General features: G+C 54.5%; 16 protein-coding genes. 8 read left to right on the top strand and 8 right to left on the bottom strand.

Annotated features, from left to right (window positions below; translation table 11 throughout):
• Positions 1-16 precede the first annotated feature (16 nt).
• On the top strand, positions 17-1633 hold the full coding sequence (locus AMR42_RS09550) for an ATP-binding protein (RefSeq protein ID WP_199858137.1): 1617 nt from the start codon (positions 17-19) through the stop codon (positions 1631-1633).
• 95 nt (positions 1634-1728) lie between these two features.
• Here AMR42_RS09550 and AMR42_RS09545 read toward each other — a convergent pair whose 3' ends face one another.
• Positions 1729-3936, bottom strand: coding sequence for an ATP-binding protein (locus tag AMR42_RS09545; RefSeq protein ID WP_099533222.1), 2208 nt, complete (start codon positions 3934-3936; stop codon positions 1729-1731).
• A gap of 829 nt (positions 3937-4765) precedes the next feature.
• Between AMR42_RS09545 and AMR42_RS09540 the strand changes: the two genes are divergently transcribed.
• Together AMR42_RS09540 and AMR42_RS09535 are read left to right on the top strand one after the other, a co-directional pair.
• Complete coding sequence (locus AMR42_RS09540; protein ID WP_234406924.1) at positions 4766-6067, top strand: AAA-like domain-containing protein; 1302 nt, start codon at positions 4766-4768, stop codon at positions 6065-6067.
• 1 nt (position 6068) lies between these two features.
• Positions 6069-9752, top strand: coding sequence for an AAA-like domain-containing protein (locus AMR42_RS09535; protein ID WP_099533220.1), 3684 nt, complete (start codon positions 6069-6071; stop codon positions 9750-9752).
• 46 nt (positions 9753-9798) lie between these two features.
• Here the strand turns inward: AMR42_RS09535 and AMR42_RS09530 are convergent, their stop codons facing one another.
• Complete coding sequence (locus tag AMR42_RS09530; protein WP_158234429.1) at positions 9799-10650, bottom strand: DUF2927 domain-containing protein; 852 nt, start codon at positions 10648-10650, stop codon at positions 9799-9801.
• Positions 10651-10925: 275 nt separating this feature from the next.
• Complete coding sequence (locus AMR42_RS09525; protein ID WP_099533218.1) at positions 10926-11516, bottom strand: thioredoxin family protein; 591 nt, start codon at positions 11514-11516, stop codon at positions 10926-10928.
• A 215-nt stretch (positions 11517-11731) separates the two neighbouring features.
• On the opposite strand from AMR42_RS09525, the gene AMR42_RS09520 reads away from it, so the two are divergent.
• Positions 11732-14341, top strand: coding sequence for a CHAT domain-containing protein (locus AMR42_RS09520; protein WP_099533217.1), 2610 nt, complete (start codon positions 11732-11734; stop codon positions 14339-14341).
• 422 nt (positions 14342-14763) lie between these two features.
• Here AMR42_RS09520 and AMR42_RS09515 read toward each other — a convergent pair whose 3' ends face one another.
• Both AMR42_RS09515 and AMR42_RS09505 read right to left on the bottom strand, forming a co-directional pair.
• Positions 14764-15048 carry a DUF1816 domain-containing protein gene (locus AMR42_RS09515; protein WP_099533216.1) on the bottom strand — a complete coding sequence of 95 codons (285 nt, stop codon included), beginning with the start codon at positions 15046-15048 and terminating at the stop codon, positions 14764-14766.
• 517 nt (positions 15049-15565) lie between these two features.
• On the bottom strand, positions 15566-17035 hold the full coding sequence (locus AMR42_RS09505) for an isochorismate synthase MenF (protein ID WP_099533214.1): 1470 nt from the start codon (positions 17033-17035) through the stop codon (positions 15566-15568).
• Positions 17036-17324: 289 nt separating this feature from the next.
• Here AMR42_RS09505 and menA point away from each other — a divergent pair, with 289 nt between their 5' ends.
• The 4 genes from menA to AMR42_RS09485 all read left to right on the top strand — a co-directional run bounded on the left by menA (position 17325) and on the right by AMR42_RS09485 (position 21590).
• Entirely contained in the window at positions 17325-18263 is a 939-nt protein-coding gene (gene menA / locus AMR42_RS09500) for a 2-carboxy-1,4-naphthoquinone phytyltransferase (RefSeq protein ID WP_099533213.1), read from the top strand.
• 36 nt (positions 18264-18299) lie between these two features.
• The gene (locus AMR42_RS09495) at positions 18300-19277 is read left to right on the top strand and encodes an o-succinylbenzoate synthase (RefSeq protein ID WP_234406923.1); all 978 of its coding nucleotides are present in this window, start codon (positions 18300-18302) and stop codon (positions 19275-19277) included.
• Complete coding sequence (locus AMR42_RS09490; RefSeq protein ID WP_099533212.1) at positions 19259-20734, top strand: AMP-binding protein; 1476 nt, start codon at positions 19259-19261, stop codon at positions 20732-20734. Before AMR42_RS09495 ends, AMR42_RS09490 begins: the two co-directional genes overlap by 19 nt.
• Positions 20735-20810: 76 nt before the next feature.
• Entirely contained in the window at positions 20811-21590 is a 780-nt protein-coding gene (locus AMR42_RS09485; protein ID WP_099533211.1) for a DUF928 domain-containing protein, read from the top strand.
• Here the strand turns inward: AMR42_RS09485 and AMR42_RS09480 are convergent.
• The 3 genes from AMR42_RS09480 to AMR42_RS09470 form a co-directional block, all read right to left on the bottom strand.
• Positions 21570-24173, bottom strand: coding sequence for a CHAT domain-containing protein (locus AMR42_RS09480; protein WP_099533210.1), 2604 nt, complete (start codon positions 24171-24173; stop codon positions 21570-21572). The genes AMR42_RS09485 and AMR42_RS09480 overlap by 21 nt on opposite strands.
• Positions 24170-24967: an S-layer family protein gene (locus tag AMR42_RS09475; RefSeq protein WP_143473011.1), complete on the bottom strand. Its 798-nt coding sequence runs from the start codon at positions 24965-24967 to the stop codon at positions 24170-24172. Before AMR42_RS09475 ends, AMR42_RS09480 begins: the two co-directional genes overlap by 4 nt.
• An 888-nt stretch (positions 24968-25855) precedes the next feature.
• Positions 25856-26234 (bottom strand): transposase (locus AMR42_RS09470; protein WP_234406922.1); only part of this gene is annotated, 379 nt, incomplete at its 5' end.

The following is a 26234-nucleotide window of genomic DNA, read 5'->3' as shown; positions in this document are numbered from 1 at the left end:
TCTGTTGGGTTCTCCTTTGTCAGAAAACTCCGCCTTTGCCAGCTATCCTGACCTGATCCACACCACTCCTAAGCAACCAACTTTGAAGCTGAATTCATCTGATCACGCTGATCACAATCTCAATCCCGATCGCGTTCCATCCCCGGAGTTGGATATGGATTTGCCAGCCAGTGACGTAGCCCATGATGGTCATGGGCTGTTTCCCCTTCCCACTGATGAAGAGGAACGATTACAAGACCTGCTCGACTATCAAATTTTGGACACGGTTCCCGAGCGTCAATACGATGATTTGACCAAGATTGCAGCCCAAATTTGCGGCACTCCCATTTCGCTCATTAGCTTGCTGGATGGCGAGCGGCAATGGTTTAAGTCTCGTCATGGAATTGATGCCACACAAACTCCACGCAGCCAGGCTTTTTGTGCCCATGCGATTTGCCAGCCCGATGAAGTTTTGATTGTGGAAGATGCCCTGGAGGATGGACGTTTTGCCAATAATCCCCTAGTGCTGAACGAGCCAAAAATTCGATTCTATGCCGGTACACCTTTGGTTACGACCAATGGCCATGCGATCGGGACATTGTGCGTGATTGACAAAATGCCCCGACAGCTAACAACCCAGCAAATGGAAGCCCTAGATGCGCTGGGTCGTCAGGTCATTGCCCAATTGGAGCTGCGGCGAAAAGCAATTCAACTGGAAGCGGAGGTGAAGCGTCGCCAGGAAATTGCCCAAGTCGCCACTGAAAAAAGTAAAAAACTAGCCCAAGCCCTTGAGAATTTACAAAAGGCGCAAATTACCTTAGTTCATGCAGAAAAAATGTCAGCCTTAGGGCGTTTAGTGGCGGGCGTGGCCCATGAAATTAATAATCCCATTAACTTTATTCACGGCAATCTTCATCACTGCCAAACCTATCTAGAGGAACTATTAAACTTAGTGAGCCTCTATAAAAAACATTATCCCAATCCCCACGAGGACATTACCACAGTCCTTGCGGAGTTGGATTTGGAATATATTACTGAAGATTTTTCGCCCCTTTTTAGCTCTATGTTCGTGGGAGCTAACCGCATTAAAACTGTCGTGAATCTCTTGCGCATGTTTTCGCGCTTGGATGAGTCAACGATTAAGTTTACTGATTTGCATGAAAACCTTGACGCGACTATTAGTCTGATGGGGGTTCACTTAGCCGGAAATGGCAAACGCCCATCCATTCAAGTGGTGCGCGATTATGGGGATTTGCCCTTGGTTGATTGTGCGATCGGGCAGTTAAACCAATGCTTCATGCAAGTGCTTTTAAACGCGATCGAAGCGTTGGATCAGGGTGTGGGCGACAGCTACCCACCGGATACCCTGCCAACCATCACCGTGCGCACTGAAACCGTTGAGCCAGACCGCGTGCGAATTGCGATTTCAGACAATGGCTTGGGGATGAGTGACGAATTACGCCGCCAAGCTTTTGACCCGTTTTACACCACAAAATCAGTGGGTAAAGGAATCGGTATGGGGCTAGCCATTAGCCATCAAATTATTGTGAACTTGCACGGAGGAATGTTGTCCTGCTTGTCGGAGCCAGGCAAGGGAACAGCCTTCATTATGGAAATTTATCGATCGTTTCCGGCTCGTGAATCAGAGTCCTAAAACTTCAAGCTAGCTGCTTTTTTGCCAATCATTTGATCATTTTAGACAAATTTTTCTAGAAATATTCTGGGGTTCGAGTGCTTGAGCCTTAACTCCTAGATCCGGGGTGCAAAATTGCTCAAGGAGTCGATCGTCATGGCCGGTGAAACCGATCGCTCGGTGGCAGCAGGACTGGAAAAATATTGCTCGATCGGGATTTTCACCACAAATTGGGTTTGTCCCTGCTCATTCACCTGATACCAAAGTTCCCCGTGATGTCGTTTCACAATGATTTGGTAGGCATTCGCCAAGCCCATTCCAGTTCCCTGCCCGATCGGTTTGGTGGTGAAAAAGGGATCAAAAATCTTATCTGCCAACGCTGGGTCAATCCCTGAACCATTGTCAGTAATTTGAATTTGTGCAAACCGTTGCAAGGTCAAACCATTGGCATGTTGCTGACAAATCAGGCGTGTTTCCACCTTCACCATGGGCACAAACATTTCTTGCAATCGACAGCGTTCCTCAATGGCATCCAGCGCATTGCTAAACAGATTAAACAGCGCTTGATTCAGCAAACCGGGATAGCATTCCACCGTGGGAATATCGCGATCGTAGGCGCAATGGGACTGGATCACTTGACCACAAGTGGACTCTAGAAATCGCTCAGTTAAAATGCTGAGTGTGCTATTAATTCCGTCGTGAATGTCAACGGATTTGAGTTCCGATTCATCCAATCGCGAAAAATTGCGCAACAACAACACAATTTCACGAATTCGATCGGCTCCGTTTTTCATAGAGGTCAGAAGCTTAGGAAAATCAGTTTTTAGAAATTCAAATTCCACTTCCGAGAGCCACTGGGTGATCGGGTCTACTGGATTAGGATAATGCTGTTGATAGAGGTCAAGTCCTTGAAATACTTGATGACTATATTCTCGGGCGTGGGTTAAGTTACCATAAATAAAGCTCAAGGGATTATTAATTTCATGGGCAATGCCGCCAACCATTTTGCCCAAAGAAGCCAACTTTTCGGACTGCACCAACTGAGCTTGGGTTGCTTGCAGTTGATTTAATGTTGTGGCTAATGATGCGGCCTGCTGTCGTGCTTCTTGTTCAGAAGCTTGCAGGGCCAAAGCAGTTTGTTGTTTTTCTTGTAATTCTTCCTGCAAGCGGTTCATCAACTTACTTTGACGCAGGGCAATTCCCAATTGCAAACTCAACTGTTGCAATGCTTCCACTTCCAAATTGTCCCAAGATCGTGCCCCCTGACAGGATTGGGCAATCAATAATCCCCAAAGATAAAAATGAGCCGGAGTAATTGCTTGATCATCAAGGTTTTCCTGCCAATCTAAATCACTAGATTCTGATTTCCATAAAATTGGAATTACTAAGTTGCTGCGCACTCGCAAACTACGCAAAAATTCTCGATGACATTCTTGCAAGGGACTGGCTTCAATGTCTTCAATCATGCAAATGCGTCCTGCTTGGTACAGAGGAGCATGTTTTTCTTGAAAACAAGGATCTGTGAAGGATTGTCCCAACAGGCTCAAGCTGGGATCCGAAACAGATTCCGTTGAAATTGCACCGCTGAAGTCCCCATTGAGCTGAAAAATCAGCACCCGATCGACCTGCAAAAATTCGCGAACATCTTGCACTAGGGTTTGAAACAGGGGTTCAAAATCCGCCGTTGTCCAAACACGCTGCAAGGTTTTAGAAAAAATTTGTTCACAGGCCAACCGCCGCGCCAAGGACTGCTCAATCGATTGACGTTCCTGAATCTCTCGCATCAGTTGAGTATTTTTGGTTTGTAACTCCACGGTGCGATCGGCAATTCGGGCCTCCAAATTCTGATTAATTTGGGCTAATTCTTGGGCAATAAGCTCCCGACTGCTAACCTCCTGCTGCAATTGTTGATTAATTCGCTCCAGTTCGTCCGGACTGCGCAATGACAAAAACTGAGGCAATAAATTCACCAGGGAAACGGCCGTGTAACAAGAAATTAAAGCTGTTAAAGCTTTTTCAATTCCCGCTAGCCAATAGGCCCCATACCACAGGGTCCAAACTTCCAGCAAATGACCTAAGCCACATAGGATAATAAATGCCCCGAACATCAGAAAAATACTGATAGGCAAAAATTTCCGACGCTGATAGGCAAAGTACATCAGCATGGCGGGAATCGAGAAATAGGCGATCGCAATTAGTGAATCACTAACCACATGCAGCCCCACTAAGGGCGTTTGCCACAAATAACAATGACCATGGGGCATATAAGATTGGCTGCCCAAAACGATCGCTTCAAAAATTTCCTTGATTTTTTGCAAATCCATTGAAGGTACTCGCTGTAGCGGGAGATGGTCACTATGAGCAGGAGATGAAGTTTCTGGTTTCGAGAATTAGCAACACTTGAGCTGCTTGATCCATTTAAGCATCCTAACAAAAAATGAAGTTTAAATAATTATTAGCTCATTGCTTGTTAGCCCCCCATCTTAGCTCAATCCTCAGAAAATGAGAGGAATAACGGGAGCAAGGTCAAGATTACCAAAAACCCATGCTGTATCAAAATATGCAAAGCGTCAAAATCATGGGCAGCCAAAACCTAGGTTGGCCTTTGCCATGGTGATTTGTTATGGTGAATCCTGCAAAGCGTCTTCATGATTTTAAGAGGATGTCTGGGAAGTCAAAATTGATACATTGTGGGTCTTCCCAAGCAGCAAAGATCAGGAGTCTAAGTTTCTTGATCCCATGCCTGTTACTGCTTAGTTAGCGCTTCAATTCACTGCTCAGACATCCTCTAAAAACACAATTTTGTGCATCGTCGTTCGTTAAAATCAAGTGATTAAAACAAATGAGAACTGTTCAAAAACAAATTCAATCATTTGCAAGATTGGATATTTGTGATCAGAATTAATTCTAGACAAGTTCAGCTTGCTTGACATCTAAACATCGCAACTTAAGGTCACAACTTAAGCTCGAAAGAGCTGAAATGGACAAATTCTATAGTATTTTCGACTTAAGTATCCATTGAGATCATCTATTTTCACAGGCGATCGCTCTGTTTTAAGGCAGCGATCGCAGCAGAATTCCCCGAAGTTAGTTGTAAGGTTTGGGGGCTGAATGGCCGAAATTCCAAAAGTCTGTAAACGATATCGCGGCGTTATGTTAAGTCCTCAAGGTTGGCAACGCTTGCAGTCCGCAGAGCAAATTTCTGCAACCCAACAAAATCAGGGAAAGCCCTACACCTTAGAACAGCTCAGTTGCTTCACTCAATTGAGTCCTAATACCTTAACGAAGGTGCGCCGTCGCGAAAAATTAGTGGATTTTCAATCACTCCTTCTCTATTTTCAGGCTTTTGGTTTAGATCTCAGCGAGGGAGACTATTTAACTTCTATGCAAGTTCGCAATCTTGAACGCACCAAAAAATCAACTGATTGGGCAATGCAAGTGGCTCCACCCCGGGGGCAGTTACCGATCGACTCTCCGTTTTATATTCATCGACCCCCCCTCGAAAGTCTTTGTATTGAAGAGGTGGTTCAGCCGGGATCACTGGTGCGAATCAAGGCTCCTCGGCAATATGGCAAAACATCCCTAATAGCACGTACCCTGAGCGAAGTTCAGCAGCGAGGATTTCGGACAGCAGTTGTGAATTTACAGGGAGCCGATCGGCAAGTTTTAGGAGACTTAGACTGGTTTTTAAAGTGGTTTTGCGCCAGTGCAGCCAAAAGCTTGGGGCTAGCCGATCGCCTGGCGGATCAGTGGGATCCGATGTTTGGGGTGAGTTATGCTTGCTCAGAATATTTTGAAAACTATCTATTGGCGGAATCGGATGCGCCATTACTCCTAGTTTTAGACGAGCTAGATCGGCTCTTTGGGTATCCCGAATTAGCGACGGATTTTTTCGGTTTATTGCGATCTTGGTATGAGCAGGGGCGCTATGGTTTGGAAAATCGAACTATTTGGCATAAATTACACATTGCTATTATTCATTCTACGGAAGTTTGGTTGCCCTTAAGTCTCAATCAATCGCCGTTTAATGTGGGACTGTTGTTGGAACTGCCCGCATTTACTTGTGAACAGGTGGTGACCCTTGCCCAACAATATCAACTAACAGCGGCCAAAGAATATGGCCATGCCATTTTCACGTTTTTAGGGGGGAATCCTTTCCTATCTCAAATTGGCTTATTTTATTTGGCGCATCAAAAACTTTCCCTGGCGGATTTGCCGCAACAGGCAACGAATCCCGATAGCGTTTTTAGTAGTTACTTACGCCGCTTGCTGAAGCTCCTTGAACAACAGGAACTCCTAGCAACCATGCAGCAGGTGGTGCGATCGCCCAAGGGGTTAGAACTGCCCCACACGCAGGCCTTTCGACTCCAGGGATTAGGGTTGGTTACTTTTGATCAGCGCTTGGCGTTTCCCAGTTGTGAACTGTTTCGACAGTTTTTCCTAACTCTTTCATGACATGATCAACCCTGCCTCTCCTTCGGATTTTGTCTATCAGGTGGGGGGCAGTGTACCGCCCCGATCGCAGGCTTACGTGAAGCGCCAAGCGGACGACTACCTCTTGCAAGCCCTGCTGGCGGGCGAGTTTTGCTATGTGTTCAATGCGCGGCAGATGGGCAAGTCGAGCCTGCGGTTGCGCACCATGATGCAACTGCAACAACAGGGCATTAGCTGCGCGGCGATCGACCTGACGGCGATCGGGTCGCAAAAAATTGAAATTGAACAGTGGTACGCGGCGATCGCAGCCATGCTGAGTAAACCCCTGCCGTTGCCCTTTGATTTGCGGTCTTGGTGGAAGGAATATGCCTATTTACCTCCGGCGGCTCGTTTGGGGGAATTTATTGACGCAATTTTGCGATCGGGCATTACAAACCGCCTAGTTATTTTAATTGATGAAATTGATACGATTCTGAATTTAAAATTTCCCACGGATGATTTTTTTGCCCTAATTCGCACCTGCTACAACCGTCGTGCGGAGTTGGATCTTTATCAAGGATTAACCTTTGCCCTGTTTGGAGTCACCACCCCCGGCGAGCTAATTTCTGATAAAAGTCGAACACCCTTCAACATTGGCCAAGCAATTCAATTAACAGGGTTTCAGCACTCAGAAGTTAGCAGTTTGGCGGCGGGGTTGGTGAATGTGGTTCCGCAGCCAGAGCGGGTACTTTGGGAAATTCTGCGTTGGACCAATGGGCAACCATTTCTGGTGCAAAAAATTTGTGCGTTGGTGTTGCGATCGCGCCAATTATCAGCGGCCATGCCCACCGCAGCGGTTGACCAAACTACCGATCGCGCGGCCGATCGCACGGATGATCGCGTGGCTGACCCATCCGCCGAAGCCAATCCGTCTGCCCAGTTTTCGCCCAGGGCCTTTGTCGATCGGCTGATTCAAAGCCAAATCCTGAACCATTGGGAAGCCTCCGATGAACCGGAGCACTTGAAAACCATCCGCGATCGACTGCTGTATGACGAGCGATCGGCCGGGCGACGGCTGATGCTCTATCGCCAAATTTGCCGCGCCGAACTGAGCGCCGATCCACCGCCCCACCCACCGGGCCAAGCCACCGTGCCCCTGGTGCAGTCGGATGGGTCCGCGGCCCAAACGGAATTGCTGTTGGCGGGAATTGTGGAAAAACGGGATGGCTACCTGCGGGTTAAATGTCGCATTTACCGGGAAGTCTTTAACCTGGCCTGGGTCGATCGACAGTTAGACGACCTGCGCCCCTATGCCATTTGGCTGAATGCTTGGGTGGAATCCAACTACCGCGATGTGTCCTATCTGTTGCGGGGCAATCCGTTGCGGGAAGCCTTGGATTGGATGCAAAAGCGCAGTCTTGATGATTTGGACTATCGCTACTTGGCCGCTAGCCAGGAACTGGAGCAACTGGAAATTCAGCGACAACTGGAACTTGATCGCCTGCGGGAGGCCGAAGCCCGTTTGGAAATTGAGCAACGCAGCGTCCAGCGCCAACGCCAACTGCTCGTGGCCCTGAGCATTACCCTCGCCGCTTCCTTGGTTTCCGGTGGCATTACCCTGTACGCCTACCAGCAGGCCGCCATCAGCGACGTGCGATCGACCATTGCCGCCTCCCGAGGGAGTTTTGCCTCCGATCAACGACTAGATGCCCTGTTGCAAGCTTTGCAAGCACGCGATCGCTTCCAACAATTGCGCCTTGTGCCGGCCCCAACTCGCCAAGAACTGAAGCAACGCACCCAAAGCGTTTTGGAGCAGGCGGTTTATGGCGAAAACGAGAAAAATCAGCGCTTTGCTCACCCCGGCGGCGCATTGGCCGCGGAATTTAGCCCCGATGGCCAATCGATCGTGACCACTGGCACCGATCGCACCGCCAAGGTGTGGCGCTCAAACGGCTCGTTGGTTCATACCTTGGAGCACAGTTCCTTGGTTTACGATGCCACCTTCAGCCCCGACAATCAAAAGCTGCTGACCGCCTCCCTTGACGGCAATTTGCACATTTGGGATCGCAACTCCGGCCGGTTGCTCAAGAAATTCACCGCCCATCAAGGGGGAATCTGGTCCGTGGACTGGAGCCAAGATGGGCAATGGATCGTTTCCGGCAGCAGCGACCTGACCGCCAAAATTTGGTCAGCCACCACAGGCAACCTGAAAACCACCTTGCGGGGCCACAAATCCACCGTTTGGTCCGTGGCCTTTCACCCCAACAGCCAACGGGTAATCTCCACCGGCATTGATGGGCAAATGATCCTTTGGTCGATCGCAGGGCAACGCCAACGCCAATTCAACGCCGGAGCCAGCGCCGTTTGGGATGCCATTTTCAGCCCCGATGGCAACTTGATCCTCTCGGCCCACGCAGACAATCAATTACGGCTGTGGCGGGCCGATGGCACACCGGTACGCACCATTTTGCGCCATGAGGCAGCGGTGATTAATGTGGCATTCAGCGCCGATGGTCAACGGTTTGCCTCCGCTTCGGCCGATCGCACCGTGCGCCTGTGGGAAACGGCCACCGGTCGCTTGCTGCGGATCTATCCGGGCCATGCGGCCACCATCCGCGGCCTTTCCTTCAACAGGGACGGCAAAACCCTGGCCTCCGTCAGCGAAGATGGCTTTTTGCGGTTTTGGGCCACCGAAAACGCCTTTTTTGAGCAATTGCAAGATCACCCCACCACCGTTTGGCGGGTGAATTATGCCGCCAAGTCTTCTCCCCTGTGGCCACAAATGACCACCATCACCGCCAGCGATGTGCGTTTTTGGCAACGGAACGGGCGGCCGGTGCGGGAGTTCACCAATCTCAGCGAGGGAGAGCTATACAGCCTGGCCCTGCACCCCACTCAGCCGCAGTTTGTGGCGGGGGATGCCAACGGCAAGCTGACCTGGGTGGATGTGACCACCGATCGCCGCCAATCCATGACCGGCAGCCAGTCGCCGATCCATGGCGTGGCCTTCAGTCCCGATGGGCGCTATTTGGCAGCGGTGGGCGACGATTTGCACTTCAACCTTTGGCGGCATGAGAACAATGGGCGCTATGTGCAGTTGCAACGGTTCCCGGCCCACAAAGCCCGCATTTGGGATGTGGCTTTCAGTCCCGATGGTTCCTATGTGGCCACCTCCAGCACCGATAGCACCGTGAAGCTTTGGACTTGGGCTGATCGCGCTCGCAGCCGACTTCAGGAACAACCGGCCCAAGTGCTGAAGGGCACGGGCAGCGGCATTTGGGGCTTGGCGATTCGGGCCGACAGTGAACAAATCGCCGCCGCCAGCCGCAACCAAGAGGTGCGGATTTGGAACCGACGGGGCGAGCTGCTGCGCCAAATTCCCACCCAAGGTGATAGTGGTCTGACGCGGGTTGCTTGGAGTCCCGATGGGCAGTTGCTGGCGATCGCGAAAAACAACAGCGCGATCGAACTGCGATCGCCCGAAGGCAAGCTGATCACCACCCTCAGCGGCCATAGCTCGATCGTCAGCAGTGTGTCTTTTAGTCCCGATGGGCAACAGCTCGCTTCCGGCAGCGAAGATCGAACGGCGGCTCTTTGGAATTTGTCCCAAGTGCGATCGCTCAATTTTGTGGAATATGGCTGTCGATGGGTTGCCGATCGCTTGCAACATGGGGCACAGGATTTTGATTTACCCCTATGTCGGCCTTATCTCGACATAGAAAAATGAGAAGCAAACACAAGAAAGCAAACACAAAAAATCAACTAGATCGCCTCTAGCGGAAAAGTTGGCGAATTTGTTCACGGGTTTGACCACTGCGCACCCGGCGATCATAAAGCATTTGAATTAAATCCCGATCGAGCGGTGAAAAATCCTGTGTTTCCGTCCAACCTTGATAAAACGTACTGTCGCGATAGGTTTCCGCATCGTTCATCAAACCCAAAGATTGGGTCAGTTCTTCGCGAATCAGGTGCGATCGCTCCCGTTGAGTCACCCCCGTGGTGCTAATTAAAATTTGGGCCCGTTGAATTTCTAAATTGCCCGTCCACCAAACTCGAAAAAATCCCAAATTTCGGGGCACATAGTGGGGGTCATATTTCGGAAAATCCGCTTCCGGCACAAAGTAAATGACGACATTGGGATTTTGGGTGGTGAAGCGAATCCGAATTGCGCCACCCAATAATTGATTGAGATCACCCACAATTCGATCGAGCGTTTCCCGATCGGCCGCCGTCGGCCCACCTCGCACCGCCAACCGCAAATCGCTCGCCCACTTGCGAATGTAGTTTGTATCAGGATTATTGGAAAATTCGTTTCCAAACGCCACTTCCATGAAGTAGTCCAAAGCGGCCCGAGAATAGCGCCGATCGCTCGATCGGCGCGTGCTCATCAGCCACTGAGCAAGCGGTTGATGGGGTTGATTCTTGAGATATTGCTGATTGTTGGGTTGATGATTGGGTTGATCATTAATTTGATCGCCCAATCGGCCAATAAATCGGCCAACAAACTGATCAGCAAACTGGTCATCAAGCGGATTACCAATGAGCTGATTACTCGCCAAGGCCGATCGCCCCGAAACCGGATCAACGGTTGTGCGGCCCCAAGAACCCACCCCCCACAGCAACATCGCCAACCCGATCGCCCCCCATAGGGTATTTCGGGGGATTGATCGACTCGTTGATCGACGCTTGAGTTGAATCTTGGATCCACTCTTGGATCCACTCTTGGATTGACTCTTTCGAGAACGGGGACGATCGCTCATAGCTGTTGGCTAACTTCTTGTGCCCATTTATTGAGACCTAGATTGAAACCCAGGCCGAAACCCAGACCGAGACCCAAACGCATGGCGGCGGCAGCATCCGACCAACCGGCAATCCCCTAAACCGCCCCCAAAACTGCCCCCTAGACTACACTGAGACCAAAATAGGTCGGCTCATTGCCGGGTTTCCACTTGATGTTGCAACCCAAGCTGGGAATTTGGGGTTCCGGAACCGGTTCCCCCGCCCAAACGGCCGCCAACGCAGCCCGCAAATCTGCCCCATCATTGGGTTCTGGGTTGCCGGGACGGCTGCGATCGAGCTGGCCACGATAGACCAAAGCGCGATCGCGATTAAACACAAAGAAATCTGGGGTGCAGGCGGCCGAGTAGGCCTGGGCCACCGCCTGAGTTTCGTCATAGCACAGGGGGAAGTTGAATCCGCAGTCCCGGGCCCAGTCCGCCAGCCGATCGGGCGCATCATCGGGATAGGCCACCGCATCGTTAGCGCTGATGGCAATGATCCCGGCGCGATCGCCCCAATCTTGACCCAACCGGGCCAACTCCGCCTGAATATGCTTGACATAGGGACAATGGCGGCAAAGAAACATCACCAACAGCAACGGGCGATCGGCCACCGTTGCCAGGGAAATGGTCTCGCCCGTGGTCACCTCCGGCAGGGCAAAATCTGGAGCCAGAGTACCCAATTCCAACATCATTGAAGCGGTTAGCACCATAACGGCTTAGTCTCCTGAAATAGGCAATTGATTAACCAGCTTGGGCTAACCAGCTTGGGTTAACCAGCTTGAGTTAACCGGCTTGGGTTAACCGGCTTTGGTCAACCAGCGAACGAAGAGGGGACGAAGCCTAGAATAATAGGCGCTTCATCCAGTCCCGAGAAATTGCCCGATCGCCAACCATCATTTCCACTCCCCTACCTCAGGATCGCCTCATGTCCTTTCGCGTGCTCTCGCAAGTTTGGCCCTGGTTGAGAGTTTGGTTGGGATTCACGATTGCCCTCGGCTCAGTCTGGATCAGCGGCCCAGCGCTGGCCGACGTGGTTCCGGCTGATGACGGATTGGGAACCCTTGTGGATCGCCCCAATGATCAACAGTTCAACATCACGGGTGGCAGTCGATCGAGCAGTGGAACCAACCTCTTCCATGGGTTTGAGCAATTTGACCTGGAACCGGGCGACAGAGCCACCTTCATCATCGATCCCAGCATCCAGAACATCTTTGGCCGCATTACCAGTGGCGATCCCTCGGTGATTGATGGTCTGGTGCAAATGAGCGGCGGTTCCGCCAATCTTTATCTTTTGAACCCGGCGGGCATCGTCTTTGGCAGCACGGCCCAAGTGAACGTACCCGGCAGCTTTTATGCCACCAGCGCCAACGCTATGCAATTTGGTCTCCAGTGGTTCAATGTCTTTGAGAGCAATGACTTGCGGGGATTGAACGGCACGCCCACGGCCTTTGCCTTTTCGCCGTTCCTGGCCGGGTCGATCGTTCATGATGGAACCATTCAAGCGAATCAACAGGTGGCCCTCCTGGGGGGAACCGTGCTTTCTACGGGATCGATCGCCTCAGGGGCCAACGCCGTCACGGTGGCCGCCGTAGAGGGCGATCGGGTGGTGCGCATCCAAGCGATCGGCAACATCCTCAGCTTCGACACTGGCATCCCTGGCCTCAGCAGCCCCAACAACAGCCCCATTCGGCCCGCTGATACGGGATTCTTTGCGCCCCTCACCCTACCAGAGCTGCTGAGCGGCCCCGCTGAAAACGTCGCCACCAGCATTGCTGTGGGGGACGATGGAACCGTGCAACTCACCCGCACTGGCGCAACGGTGACTCTGGAGCCGGGCGCGGCCTTGGTGACGGGGCCGGTTAATGGCCAAGAGGGGGGCGCGGGTTTGCAAGTGTTGCGCGATCAATCACCGTTCTCTGTGCTGCCAAGCGTTCCCAATCGTCCCGGATCTCTCGATGAACTGGGCGATCGGCTACCCCCTAACAACGCCCAAGATATTGCCAACGCCTTTATCACCTTTCTTGACAACGCCTTTGAAGCCGGAAAGTTTGACCCGCCCGGCCTGAGAGGGGAGTTTGGCGATCCTGACTTTGGCCCCGGTGGCCCTTGGGGAGAGGGGAATCTAGCCTTTGATCCGGGGGAATTCGGCCCCGATTTCCCTCTGGGACCCGATGGAGAATTTGGCCCAGAACCTGGAGAGTTGGGGCCCGATGGCAAATTTGACCCCAGCAAACTGGGCCCCGAAAGTCTCGCCATGCTGGCTGACATTGAGGCCAGTGATTTAGCCCTGGATGCCAGCCTAGGCGACACCTTCGTTCAGGGAAATTTTGACCTGGGCTTGGATCAACTGGAAAACACCTGGACGCAGCAAATTGAGACCTATTTGGGTAGTTCAATTTCCAATAACCCCGTCAGCAGTGCCTCTTTACGGGAACTGTTGAGCGACATTCGACAACAGACCAACAGCCAAACTGCCTTGATCTACGTGATGTTGCAGGAACAACAAACGGATCTGGTGGTGATTACCAGCAGCGGGGAACCGATCTACCGACGATCGGGCGTGGGCCGGGCCGAAGTGTTGGCTGCCGCCGATCGCCTGCGCCAAGCGATCACCAATCCTGTGTTGCGCCGGGGCAACGCCTACCGCACGGCAGCAGAACAGCTCGATCGCTGGCTGATCGCCCCAATCGCCCCAGAACTGGCCGCCCAAAAGATCGATACCCTGCTGATCTCTCCCGATGTGGGCCTGCGATCGCTCCCCTGGGCCGCCCTGCATGATGGTCAGCAATTTTTGGTGCAGCGGTTTGCCTTGGGCATGACCCCCAGCGTTAACCTAACCGATGCCCGCTACGTCAGCCTTCGAAATGCGCCCATTTTGGCCATGGGAGCTTCTGAATTTCCAGCGGGGTTAAATCCCCTGCCTGCCGTCCCCATGGAACTGCAAACCATTGCCCAGGAACGGGCCCAAACCACCACCTTCTTGAACGAAGCCTTCACGATCGCCAACCTGCAAACCCAGCGCCAACGGCAACCGGCCCCCATTTTGCACCTGGCCACCCACGGCGAATTCAAACCCGGCCAACCGGTGAATTCCTACATTCAGTTCTGGAATCAGGAGCGTCTGACGCTCGATCGACTGCGGGAACTGAGTTTGAACAATCCCCCCGTGGAGTTGCTGGTGCTGAGTGCCTGTCGCACGGCTGTGGGTGATGCGAATGCGGAGTTGGGGTTTGCAGGGCTAGCCGTACAGGCGGGGGTAAAATCTGCCCTCGCCAGTCTTTGGTATGTGAGCGATGAAGGAACCCTGGCCCTCATGAGCGAGTTTTATCGGCAACTCTCGATCGCCCCCACGAAGTCCCAAGCCCTGCGCCAGGCCCAAATGGCCATGATTGAAGGACGAGTCCGCGTTGAAGGGAGCGGCCTCACATCCAGCGCCCGGGGGCCGATCCCGTTGCCGTCGCTGCCCGACAATTCCGGATCCCTGGCCCATCCCTACTACTGGGCTGCCTTCGTGGCGATCGGCAGTCCTTGGTAAGCCAGATTGGCAAAACAAACTGAATGGAACGAGAAACTTAGGGCTGAAACTTAGGGCTGCAAGGCAGACCACAAGGCAAGTTAACGGAGCAGCAAGCTGACGGGCTTAACGGTCTTCTGGGCAAAAACTCGTCATCGCACTAGTCTATGGATCCAGGTTGCTGGGGATTGAAATTGAAGGGGATTGAAATTGAAAATGAACTCCTAACCCATGGCCCAGGCAAACAACCGAAGCTGTTTGCCTAGAGCCGAAATTCCGCCCATTGATGGCGGGAAGGATGTTAACGTCATCCCTCAATTCAGAGTCAAATTGAGTAGCCAGGTCGCTCGATTCTTCACCTCCCGATCGCCCGTTGGGATCATCCCCATCACCGAGGGCTGCCGGGCGATCGCGCGAGGAGTTTTCCGAGAATCGCAGGGGCCCTAAGCCTGGCTACTGACCATCGAGAAAGGGCGATCGCTCGGGGCCGCCTCCTCTGCTTCATCGAAAATGGTCAAATCCGTGGGTTTGCAGCGGGCTACCTTCACCGCAATGCCCTGTGCTCCTTCGATTTCCAAATCTTCCACATAACCGGCCACCGATGCTTTGGCTGTGGACTCCAAGCTAAAGGGACCAAAGTAGTAGGTACACCGAGGAACCTGGGTCGTGATTTCGACCCAATAGGCCAGGCCCAGGGCATTCATTAAACGGGCAGAGAAGTCTTTCATAGGCGCTGTGGCTTGCGGGCGCTATTCAAAGTCAATTGCTATGGATATACGGGAAAGACGCGGACTGCAACAGACGACACTCCGGTCAGTGTGGAGGAATGTGGCTTTGAGGAAAGCGCAATAGGATACAGAATCACGCTCGATGGGGGCAGTCACATCGAAACGGTTGGTCTCTCGATCGAGATCTTTACACTTCGTTATACTCTGCTTAGCCCATTTTTCCAAGCACTGTCCGAAGGAAAGTTATGGCGATTCGTCAAGGAAATGGGGATCAGTAAAGACTGGAGGGCGATCCCGGCTGATCCGGTGATGACTCCGGTTGTTGAGTCCCTGCAGCGTAGCAAAGATTTTTGGTACTGATCAAAAACTGGGTTTGGCGCTTCGTCCTTCTTGATTGGGTTAAAGGCTGAGTTAGAGGCTGGGTTGAAGTGGGATCCATGGGGGGCGATCGCCCGGATGTCCGGTGGCGCTGGGTAATTGGATCCACAAACTTGCAACCTCTTAGCTTGGCCAATGGTTAAATTAAGGCGGCCCAGAGGGCTTGGAGCTTGAGTTGAATTTCGGCTAGCTCGCGCTCGGGGTCGGATCCGGCCACGATGCCCGCGCCCGCAAACAGCCGGGCCCGATCGCCCTGGATTAGGGCCGATCGAATCCCCACCGCAAATTCCGCATTCCCCATTGGATCGAGCCAACCGATCGCCCCGGTATAGAGCGATCGCTCAAAGGGTTCGTAGCGATCGATGGCGGCAATGGCGGCCGATCGGGACAAACCCGCCACGGCCGGGGTGGGGTGCAAGGCCGCCACCACATCCAATGGATCCACATTGCGCGGCAGCCGGCCACAGATTGGCGTTTGCAGGTGTTGAATATTGCTCAATTTGCGCAGGCCAGGCTTGACGGCCACCTTGGGATGGGCCCCCAACTGGGCGAGGCGATCAGCAATGAAGTCCGCCACCAACCGGTGTTCGTGCAGTTCCTTGGGGTTGTTGAGCAGGCGATCGCCCCAGGCTCGATCGAGTTCCGGCGTGGTGCCGCGCGGAGCCGACCCGGCCAGGGCTTCCGTGGCAATCCGGCCGTGATCAATGGCCACCAAGCATTCAGGGCTGGCTCCCAAGAAAGTTTGCCCCCGATCGTTCCCCACCGCAAAGGTGTAGCAACCGGGGTGACGGTGGCGCAGATTATGGAGCAACAGGGCCGGATCCAAGGGTTCCGGGGCTTGCCAGTCGATCGCCCGGGCCAACACCACCTTGCAAAACTGCCGATCGGCAATATCTTTCAGGGCCGATCGAGCCGCCGCCAAAAAGGCCGGATCATCCGGCGCGGCCAGCTCCCACCCACCGGACTGGTAACGGGCTGTCCTGGCAGTCAAGCTGGTGCTGCTGCTGCGCCACTGCAACAGTCGATCGAGCGGTTGCCACAGTTCCCCACAGAGCTGATCCAAATCGGTGCAACCATCCACCCAGGCATTGGCCGTGAATGTGGTGATGGGGCCCTGGGCGGTGGTGCGGCGAACCACTTGCCAGCGGGGTAAAAAAATCAACGCCTCCCCAAAGGGACTGCCCAGGTCGCGCGGTTCGTCAAGGAAGGGAAATGCACAAAGCAGCGAGGGAATCGATCGGGTCGAGGCCGGGCGATCGCCCTCGGCCATGCCATAGGCCCGTTCGCTCGCACGCAACAGGCCGTGAATCTTTCGAGCAAAGGCCTTGGTTTTTGTGAACCGATCGCTCCCGGCCACCGCCAAGGCCACCGTGCGATCAAAGGCAGCAATTGCCGATCGACGATCGGGTTTTTCAAAATAAAAACTGAGGCAATCCGCCTGGGAAAACTCAGCAAAAACTTCCAGGGGATCGAGCGCCGGAATTTCAAAAGTTAAACGCACAATTTGCGATCGAAACGATCGCAAGAACTCGTCCCGAGCTGCCTCAAGTATGCAATAGAGGCGCGTTGGTGAGAGCAAATCTGTTTGCTGACCCAGTGCGCTTAACATTAGAATTCAGATTTGATTAAAGGCTGTAAAAAAAATTAATTATCGTCCGAACTGCCGCAATGCTTCGACTACTGGTTATCTTAATCGAGTTTCCTCAATAATACCCGCCCCCTAAGGCGCATCTGGTAAATTTGGCATGATTCAGCAGTCACCCGATCGCTCTGCCCGATCGCCCTGCCTGAACCACGCCTGAATCCTGCCTGAACCCCCTTGGGCATTGGTGAGGCCGCTCTGGGCCTGTCGGCTGCCCAAGCCACCATCTACCACCGTTGACTGTCGTGATCGCCCTATGACTGCTCCCAGTCTTTCTGCCCCACCCAACAGCCCACCCGAAGCGCCCTCCCGCCGTCAACTTTGGAAGGCGGCGATTAAACTGCCCATGTATACCGTGGCAGTGATGCCGATTCTGTTGGGATCCGCCATCGCCGCCTTTGAAACCAAACGGCTGAATGGGGGAATTTTGGCCCTGTTTTTAGGGGCGGCCATTGCCATTATTGCTTGGTTGAATCTAACCAATGATGTGTTTGATTCTGATACGGGCATTGATGTGAATAAAGCCCATTCCGTGGTGAATTTAACCGGTAACCGATCGCTGGTTTTTGCGATCGCTAATCTATTTTTAGTGGCTGGAATTGCATCCATTGGGGCGATCGCTTGGCTCCAACAGGATTGGACGGTTTTGGCAATCATTTTAGCCAGTTGTGTTTTGGGCTATAGCTATCAAGGGCCACCCTTTCGCTTTGGCTATTTAGGGTTGGGAGAACCCATCTGTTTTGTCACCTTTGGGCCCATGGCCCTGGCCGCTGCTTACTATAGCCAAACCCAAAGTTGGTCGCTGTTGAATTGGGGCGCGTCCGTCTTTATGGGCATCACCACCAGCCTCATTTTGTTCTGTTCCCATTTCCATCAGGTGGCGGATGATTTGCGGGCGGGCAAACGATCGCCCGTGGCCCGGTTGGGCACGGCTCGATCGGCCGCCCTGCTGCCCTGGTTTTGTGGCACAGCCTTTGGAGTAGTGGTGGCGGGAGTCCTGTGGGGGGCTTTCCCCCTTTGGACGTTGCTCACGGGTTTGAGCCTGCCGATCGCCCTGCATTTGTGTCGGCATGTGGGGCAACACCACGACCAGCCCGATCGGGTCAGCAACAGCAAATTCATCGCCGTCAAATTTCATTTTTGGAGCGGTTTAGCCCTCAGTGGCGGTTTTCTGTTGGGGGCTTGGTTACAGTAGTGGCCAACCCCCCGGCCTAAAATCAGGAGGAAACTGGTGCGATCGAATCGCTTGAATGTGCAATTTCGATATTACGAACGCAACTTTGTGCGTCCGTTACAAACCAGCTATGGCAGTTGGGCCAAGCGCGAAGGAATTGTGGTGCGGCTGCGAGATGAAGCCGATCGATTCGGTTGGGGAGAAATCGCACCCTTGCCTTGGTTTGGCACTGAAACCCTGGAGCAGGCGATCGCCTTTTTACGATCGCTGGATGGGGAAATTTCACCGGCTCAACTGTGGCAAATTCCAGACACTTTGCCCTGTTGTCAATTTGCCCTGGAATCGGCCTTCAAAAGCCTGGCCAACGATCGGGAACTGGCCCCCTTTACCCTCCCGCCCGATCGCTTGGCGGCCCTGTTACCGGCCGGTGAACGGGTGTTGAGCAGTTGGCAAACTCCCTGGACAGCCGGCCATCGCACCTTCAAGTGGAAAATTGGCGTTTTTGCCAGTGAATTGGAATGGGGCTGGTTTGCGCAATTGTTGGGAAACCTGCCGCCGGAGGGCCGGTTGCGACTGGATGCCAACGGGGCACTCACGGAGGCCGCCTGTCGCGGCTGGCTGGAACGGTGCGACGGAGCGGGCGATCGGGTGGAATTTTTAGAACAGCCCCTGGCCCAGGTGGCTCCCATGCAGGCGATCGCTCCCCATTTCCGCACCCCGATCGCCCTTGATGAATCGGTGACCCAGTTCAAACACCTGCAAGCCGCCGTCCAAGGGGGCTGGCGCGGTTTGTTTGTTCTGAAACCCAGCATTGCCGGATTTCCCAGCCGCCTCCAGGCCACCATTCAAACCCGCGGCCTCGATTGCGTGTTTTCTTCGGTGTTTGAAAGTTTTGTGGGCCAAGGGGCTGCGCTGCGGTTGGCGGAAGTGGGGGCGCGGCCTGGGGGCGCAAGGGCCTTGGGCTTTGGGGTGGGCAGTTGGCTTGATCCCTTGCCCCCTCGCTGGTTGGAAGGCCTATGGAACCGGCGATCCTAACGCCCGATTTGGCCTGGGCCGCGCCCGATCTCTGGTTGGCCACATTGCGCGATCGAACAGCGGCCGGCTGGCTGTGGGGCATTGAGGCCGAGGCGCTGCTGCGGGCCACGGAGGAACGAGCGGCGGCCCTGGCGCGATCGGGCTGCGGGGGAACCCAACGGCGAATTTTGCTGTTGGAATCGGAGCCATTGCCCTTTTTGGCGGGATTTTTCGCGGCCGTTGCCCAAGGCTGCTCCGTTTTTTTAGGTAATGCCCAATGGAGCGCCGCTGAACGAACCCAAGTGCTGACTTGGTTGCAGCCCGATCGACTCTGGGAAAACCAGGGCGAAACCATCCTAGATCAGCCCCCGGGCGATCGTGCTTCCTTGCCCCCGACGGCGGAACCTTGGATTGGGCTACCCACGGGCGGCACATCGGGCCAAATCCGCTTTGCACTGCACCAACCCCGATCGCTGGCCGCTTCCGTGGCTGGCTTTTGCACTTATTTTGCGGAAGATTGGCCCGGCCCCCAAACCCACAGCACCCTTTGCACCTTGCCCCTGTGCCATGCCAGCGGGTTAATGCAGGTCTTGCGTTGCTTTTGGGGCGGCGGCCGGTTAGCCCTGGCCCCGATCGCCCAAGGATTGCGCTTGGGGTCGATCGGGTTTTTGTCCCTGGTTCCCACCCAGCTCCTGCGGCTGCTGGGGCCAGAAACCCCGTGGCTCCAGCAATTTCGCGTGATTCTGTTGGGGGGCGCGCCCGCCTGGCCGGCCCTGTTGGATCAAGCCCAAGCGGTGGGGGTGCGGCTGGCTCCCACCTATGGCTCCACGGAAACCGCCTCCCAGGTGGCCACCCTGCGGCCCGCTGAATTTCTGGCCGGGGCCCGAGGGGCGGGACAGGTGTTGCCCCACGCGACGGTGGCGATCGAGTCAGACTGGGCCCACGATTCCCTTGGGAACAGCTCAACCCTTGGCCGAGTGGCGATCGCGGGGAATTCCTTGGCGGCCGGCTATCTGAGCGCCCCAGGGTTTACCCCTCTGGACACCACTGCCACGGGGCAATTCCTGACGGATGATCTGGGCTATTTTGACGGGGCCCAACGGCTGCATTTGGTGGGCCGCGCCAGCCACAAAATTATCACCGGGGGCGAAAATGTCTATCCCGCCGAGGTGGAAGCGGCCCTTTGGGAGACGGGATGGGTGGTTGATGTGGTGGTGTTGGGGTTGCCCGATCGGGAATGGGGACAGGCGATCGGGGCGGCCTATGTGCCGGTGAGCGCCATGATCACGCCCGACCAACTGCGATCGGCCTTGGGCGATCGGCTCAGTCGCTACAAAATTCCCAAACGCTGGCTACCCCTAACCCAAATTCCCCGCAACGCCCAAGGCAAGGTCGATCGGCTGGCCTTAGCCGCACAGTTTCGCCCATTCGGTTCAACCAAGCCGGTGGACTCGCCTGCTCGCCACAGCCAAGGATAACCACGGGATTCAGGCGAATCAGAGAAATTTCGAGGAAGATGATTAATGAGCACTTAATCTTCCCCTTCTCCTGGTCATGATTCATGTTCAGTCTCGTTGTGCTGGGTTTGGCCTAACCCACATGGGTCTTGTTTTGGGTGGTTTGTTGGCAGGGGTGACGCTCGGAGCTTTGCCGGGCTGGGCGATCGAGCCGCTTCAGCCGATCGCCCGCCGGGCCAATCCCACCCTGAACCAAACCCAGCGGCAACCCAAACAAACCAGACCCCCCGTGCGGGGCGATCGACCGATCAATGGCCGCGGGCGTGGGGCCGGGAGCTATAGCGGTTGCACCATGGAGGGGGCGGCGGATCCGGCCAAGCTGCTGGTGGCGCTGGTTCCACAGGTTGTTTGGGAAAATGGGGAAACAGTGGTTTTGGGCGAAACCCGCCATGCTCAGCCTGGGTTGTGGTTTTATGTGGGCTATCCAGCGGGCACGGTGTTGGAATGGGAATTGCAAGATGCAGACGGTTATGCCCTGGATCAGCAGCGCCTGGTGATGGGTTCCCAAGCGGGGCTGTTGCGATTGCCCCGATCGCCCAACGGCCCGGGCCTTGCGCCTAATCGTTTCTATTCTTGGTATTTGCGGGTGAACTGTGCCAATCGGCCCGAGGAATCGGTGGACTTTGTGGCGGGCACGATCATCCATGCGGCCAATGCCAAAACGGAATATTGGTTGGATCAGCTCGATCGGCTCTTGAGTCCCGGCGGCCAAGGGCGATCGCCCCAATTGATAGAACTCTTGGATCAGGAGGGCTTTAGCGATTTACGCGAGGCCCCCTTGGCCGCGCCGCCCCAGCTAGCGCCAGTCACCAATTAGGACAAAGGCAGCCCAATAGTGGGGATCGGCGGCGAGGTCGCCTTGATTATTCAGCAGCTTCAACTTGGCTTGCTGGAGGGCGCGGGCTTTGGACAGTCCAGCCAGCCACCCCCTGTAAAACTCGCTAAAAAGCCGATTGGCCGCATCATCGGCGGGAATATTCCACAGGGAAGACACCAGACTGCGCGCACCCGATCGCACTGCCAATCCTGCTAAACCCAAGGTTTCGTAGCGATCGCCCGTGGCCGTTTGGCAAGCGGACAGGGTGAGCAAATCCAGTGGTTCCGACCGTTTGGCCCGGCGCTCTTTCAGTAACTGATCCAAATCCTCCATGTTGAGCTTGCCTTCCCAGGTCAGCAAGAAAGTGTTATCGCGCTGGGAACTGAATCGCCCATGGGTGGCCAAGTGCAACACGGTGATCGGTTGGCTGACCAAGGCTTGGGTCAAGGCCGTGGGCGTAAATTCCTGATTGAGCAAAATTTGCCCCTTCAGCAGTTTTCCCAACTGGGCAAGCTGTTGGGGCACGGGAGCCAGGGCCGGCAAGTCCTCGCGAGATTCGGACAAGCCAGCCCACAGGGCCGGGCCGCGTCGTCCCCGATCGGAGGCTGGATCCAGCTTCACATCAGGGGCGATCGACAAGGCAAAGGATTCCACCAAATAGCGCTCCCCATCAAACAAGGCATCGATCGGCAAGTTCCGCAGGGAAGGATCCAACACACAAACCAACAGGTTAATGCCCGCCGCCGTCAGGATAGGGCGATGGGGTTCCAAAATCCAGCGATAGAGCTGTTGGCTATCCGGTTGTAAGGCGCGGCCCCTGCCCATTTTTCTGAAGTTGCGGTTGAGGCGCTGAAGGAGCTTGTCCAAGTCAGATTGGTTGATTGGCTGGCGGTGCAGGTTTTGGCGTTCTTGGCCCGTTTGGGGATCCTTCCAACGCACCAGGGTATCGATCGACCGGTTGGCCGATCCCGAGGCCAAATCCGGCGGCAATTCCGTGATGGCCACCACCACCACCGCCGCCCGTTCATCGGTAGTTGAGTCAGCCAACTGGAGCAAGTCCGATGGGGCGGGATTGTCGAGGCGACATTGCAGAAAATTCTCAATCCGTTGCAGTTGCAGATTTTGGAGCTGTTGGCTGGCTTCAATCCGATCGCTGGTTTCAGCCGAAGCAAACAGCAGTCCCATTTTTTGGCGATAGAGCGGCTCGGCGCGATCGAGCCAGCCTTGCACCCCTTCCGTATGCAGTCCCGGCAGCCGCACACTCAGGCCCGCCAAACTGGAGCGGGCCGCTTGGGCAGCTTCAGCGGCCAAGCGGTAAGCAGCCAAGGCCTCGCGGGCTTGGCCCAAATGGTGAGCCATCCGCCCCAACAGCCACAGGGCCTCATAGTTCCATTCGGGCCGATCGAGCGGTTCCCATTGCTCAAGGGCCGATCGGGCCGCTTGGGCTGCCCCTGCCCGATCGCCCCCTTGCGCCAACACCTGACCGCGCAATTGCCAAGCCCAGCCCAACAGGGCCCGATCGCCCAAGAATGTCGCCTGTTGTTGGGCCCGTTGCACCAGGGACAACACCTGCGCCATGGGCATCGGTTGGTTTAATTGGCTTAAGGCCCGGGCCGCTGCCAACTGCAATGCCACCGCCGATCGTCCCCCTGTCCAGCGCTGGGCCGCCAGTCGCAATTGTTCCGCCCACTCCGACGACTCTGGCCGCCCGCGTTCTGTGGCCAATTCCAATCGCCCAACCATAGCCGATCGCCACAGGGTTGGATCGGGCCCCAAAATCACCGCGTGATAGTGCTCGATCGCGGTTTCAGCCCAAGTGGCCTGCTCGGTGGCGGATTCGCCCATGGTCGCCCGCCGACTAGCGATTTGGGCCAAAGTCAATTCCGCCGCCGCGCCCAAAACCGGTTTCGCCTCGATCGCCGCCTGCCAAGCCTGTTCAAAATCCTCCGCCAACAGCAACGCCAGGGCCAAACGATGTAGCCCCCGGGCCCGAACGGCGATCGCCTCCGGTTCCCGGGGTGGCTCCTGTTGCCAGTGGTGCTGCAAATCCCACAGCCGCACCAAGGCCCGGCGCTGGTTGCCAGCCCCCTGCCAAACGGCGGCCTCGTCAATTTGGCTGTTCAGGGTTCCCACGGGGTCGCCGGCCGCTTGGTATTGCTGGGCGGCCATTTGAAAAGCCTGTTCCGCCACACTCCACTGCTGTTGGAGGGCGGCGGTGGCTCCGGCCGCTCCCCACAGCCGAGCGGCCACGGCCGCCGACAGACCCCCCGCAAGGGCCGATCGCCCCCGATCGATCCAAGCTTGGGCCGCCGTGGTTTCACTGAATTGCAAGTGGGCCCAAGCCAGATAGCTCGCCACCAGCCCCAGGGTTTCCCGATCGCTCCGTTGTGTTGCTGGCTCCAGTACCGATTGCCAAAGGGCGATCGCTTCCCGGTAGCGCCCCTCGTGATAGGCTTGCCGGCCCGCTTCGAGCAAATCATCCAGCGCTTGAGCTTGGGCCCGTTCTCCGAGACCCGACAGGGCGATCGCCCCGCCCCAACCCAACAAACCCAACAGCGATCGCCGAGACCAGGATCGATTCATGGTTCAGCTCCCCAACGGCAACTCGATTCACCCCCCGCCCATTGCACCGGAGCACCGGCCATCAACTGAATTTGTCCGGCTTCTGTCCTTTGCCAATGGGTGGCTTCCAAGATCGGCTCCCGCAGCGGAGGGGTGGCTTCGGCTCTGGCGGTGGTCGTTGGGGCGATCGGGCGCAAATCCGCCGTAAAGGGCATGGCTTCCAGGGTGGCCGCCTCGATCGGGTTTGGTGCTTGGCCGGCTCGTCCCAAGGCAAAAAACTCGATCGCCCTCGGATCCGATCGGGGGCCACAGGGGCTGGTGGGTTTGGGGGGCACACCAACCGCCGTCGGCAGGGCGATCGCCCCTCGGGCCGGGTCGGGATTCAGCACCTCCAGTTGCACCGTGCCGCTAAATTCTGGCCCCCGCGCCGAGCTAGCCGTAATATCACTGCGATCGGTCAACGCTTCCCGAAAAGCCGTCCCAAACACCCCTTGGGCCCGCAAGTTCACCCGCCCGCCAAAGTTGGTGACGGCATTGGCGGAAATGTCGCTATTGCCAAGGGCCACCAGGGTGTCGGTATCGATATCGATGTTGCCGCCGGTTGAGGTAAATCGAGCATCAGTAGTGATTGCGCCGCCATCACGCAGTTCGATTTCATTGGCTTGAATGCGAATGTTTCCTGCATCACCCGCACCAGAGAGCGATCGAATCACGCTGTTTTCACCAATCACCCGAATTCGGTTCGCCTGAATATCAATATTGCCTGCGCCACCTGTGCCCAAGCTAGTAGCAGTAATTCGCGCTCCATTTCGCACAATCAGCTCGGGAGTGACGATGCGAATATTTCCCGCACGCCCTGATGGAAAAGGAGTAACAGGATCAGCAATTGATACATTATCGACCGTAAAAAGATTTGTACTAGTAAAAAGTCCTGTTGATCCTTGTGAATCAGTGAGTTGATAAGGAGATAGATGGTCTATTTCAATTCTCTCACTGGCAATAACAGTCATATCATTACCATTGCCAGAGACCACTATTTGACCAGTTTCGAGATCAATTAAGCTAAAGGCAGCACTTTGAATTTGTGCTCCTCTAATCACTCGAAACACTTTTGTATAGACTTCAATTGTGCCAGCCTCAAAGAAGGTATCAGGATTAATTTCCTGACTTTGATTAATATCATCCAATAGAAAAGAATCTATACTGGAAGCTATCCTAGACGGTGGATTAGTGTAATTTCCGTCTACTTCAACTAGATTCGTGACTTCAATGATAATTCTTCCATTTCTGGCAGAGTTGTTGAGATCAGGAATTAATGGTTGGACTATTCGACCGGTTTCAATCGATGTCCCATTTCTCACAAATAGTTGATTCGCTCTGATCACAATTTGTCCAGGATTGCCAAATTGAGTGTCAGAAAACAAATTGCTTGAGATAACTCCAGCACCATTATTTAGCATGATTGAAGAACTTTTCAGCTCAATATTACCTGCGTCAGCTATGTTGAAGTAAGAGGATGCAACAATGCCAGAATCGATTTTGGTTGGATAATTGCCTATCTTTAATGGAATTGTCTCACCACCGATCATTGTGATTGAGTCTGTTGCACTGAGGTCAATATCCCCCGCTGAACCGCTGGATAGAGCTAACGAAGCAATTACCCCTGAGCAGAAGTGTTGAATCTAAACACAAAACTTCATATTCTAGGCAACAAGAGTTTCTGGCAGTAAATCATAGCTCCAATGACTGATTGAGCCATAGCGACCGAGTACAACTTGCAAATATCGCAATTTATCTAGTAGCGTCTGACTATAGAACTGCGGCAATTCTATTAACTGCAAGATGGCATAAGCAATTAAGACCATGTAGATCTGTATTGCTACGCCATTTTGATTTTTCGTAATGAGCTGATCTAATTTTAAATGCATCTTTAAGAACTTCCATAGCAACTCAATCTGCCAGCGCTTTCGATACAGTTCTCCAATCTCTTCATTTGAAAAGTCTACTAAATTCGTTGCTAAACGAAATTCACATCGACTTTCTAGATCGCAAAAGGTGACTACTCGATAGCGGTCATGATTC

Origin of the sequence: Limnothrix sp. PR1529 (genome assembly GCF_002742025.1) — a bacterium.
Lineage (GTDB): Bacteria > Cyanobacteriota > Cyanobacteriia > CACIAM-69d > CACIAM-69d > CACIAM-69d.
This window is presented reverse-complemented; position numbering and strand designations above follow the sequence as displayed.

Coding starts and splice junctions, on each gene's coding strand:
- AMR42_RS09545 (WP_099533222.1), bottom strand. CDS start 3,936: ATGGATTTGCAAAAAATCAAGGAAATTTTTGAAGCGATCGTTTTGGGC.
- AMR42_RS09540 (WP_234406924.1), top strand. CDS start 4,766: ATGTTAAGTCCTCAAGGTTGGCAACGCTTGCAGTCCGCAGAGCAAATT.
- AMR42_RS09535 (WP_099533220.1), top strand. CDS start 6,069: ATGATCAACCCTGCCTCTCCTTCGGATTTTGTCTATCAGGTGGGGGGC.
- AMR42_RS09530 (WP_158234429.1), bottom strand. CDS start 10,650: ATGTTGCTGTGGGGGGTGGGTTCTTGGGGCCGCACAACCGTTGATCCG.
- AMR42_RS09525 (WP_099533218.1), bottom strand. CDS start 11,516: ATGGTGCTAACCGCTTCAATGATGTTGGAATTGGGTACTCTGGCTCCA.
- AMR42_RS09520 (WP_099533217.1), top strand. CDS start 11,732: ATGTCCTTTCGCGTGCTCTCGCAAGTTTGGCCCTGGTTGAGAGTTTGG.
- AMR42_RS09515 (WP_099533216.1), bottom strand. CDS start 15,048: ATGAAAGACTTCTCTGCCCGTTTAATGAATGCCCTGGGCCTGGCCTAT.
- AMR42_RS09505 (WP_099533214.1), bottom strand. CDS start 17,035: ATGTTAAGCGCACTGGGTCAGCAAACAGATTTGCTCTCACCAACGCGC.
- menA (WP_099533213.1), top strand. CDS start 17,325: ATGACTGCTCCCAGTCTTTCTGCCCCACCCAACAGCCCACCCGAAGCG.
- AMR42_RS09490 (WP_099533212.1), top strand. CDS start 19,259: ATGGAACCGGCGATCCTAACGCCCGATTTGGCCTGGGCCGCGCCCGAT.
- AMR42_RS09485 (WP_099533211.1), top strand. CDS start 20,811: ATGATTCATGTTCAGTCTCGTTGTGCTGGGTTTGGCCTAACCCACATG.
- AMR42_RS09480 (WP_099533210.1), bottom strand. CDS start 24,173: ATGAATCGATCCTGGTCTCGGCGATCGCTGTTGGGTTTGTTGGGTTGG.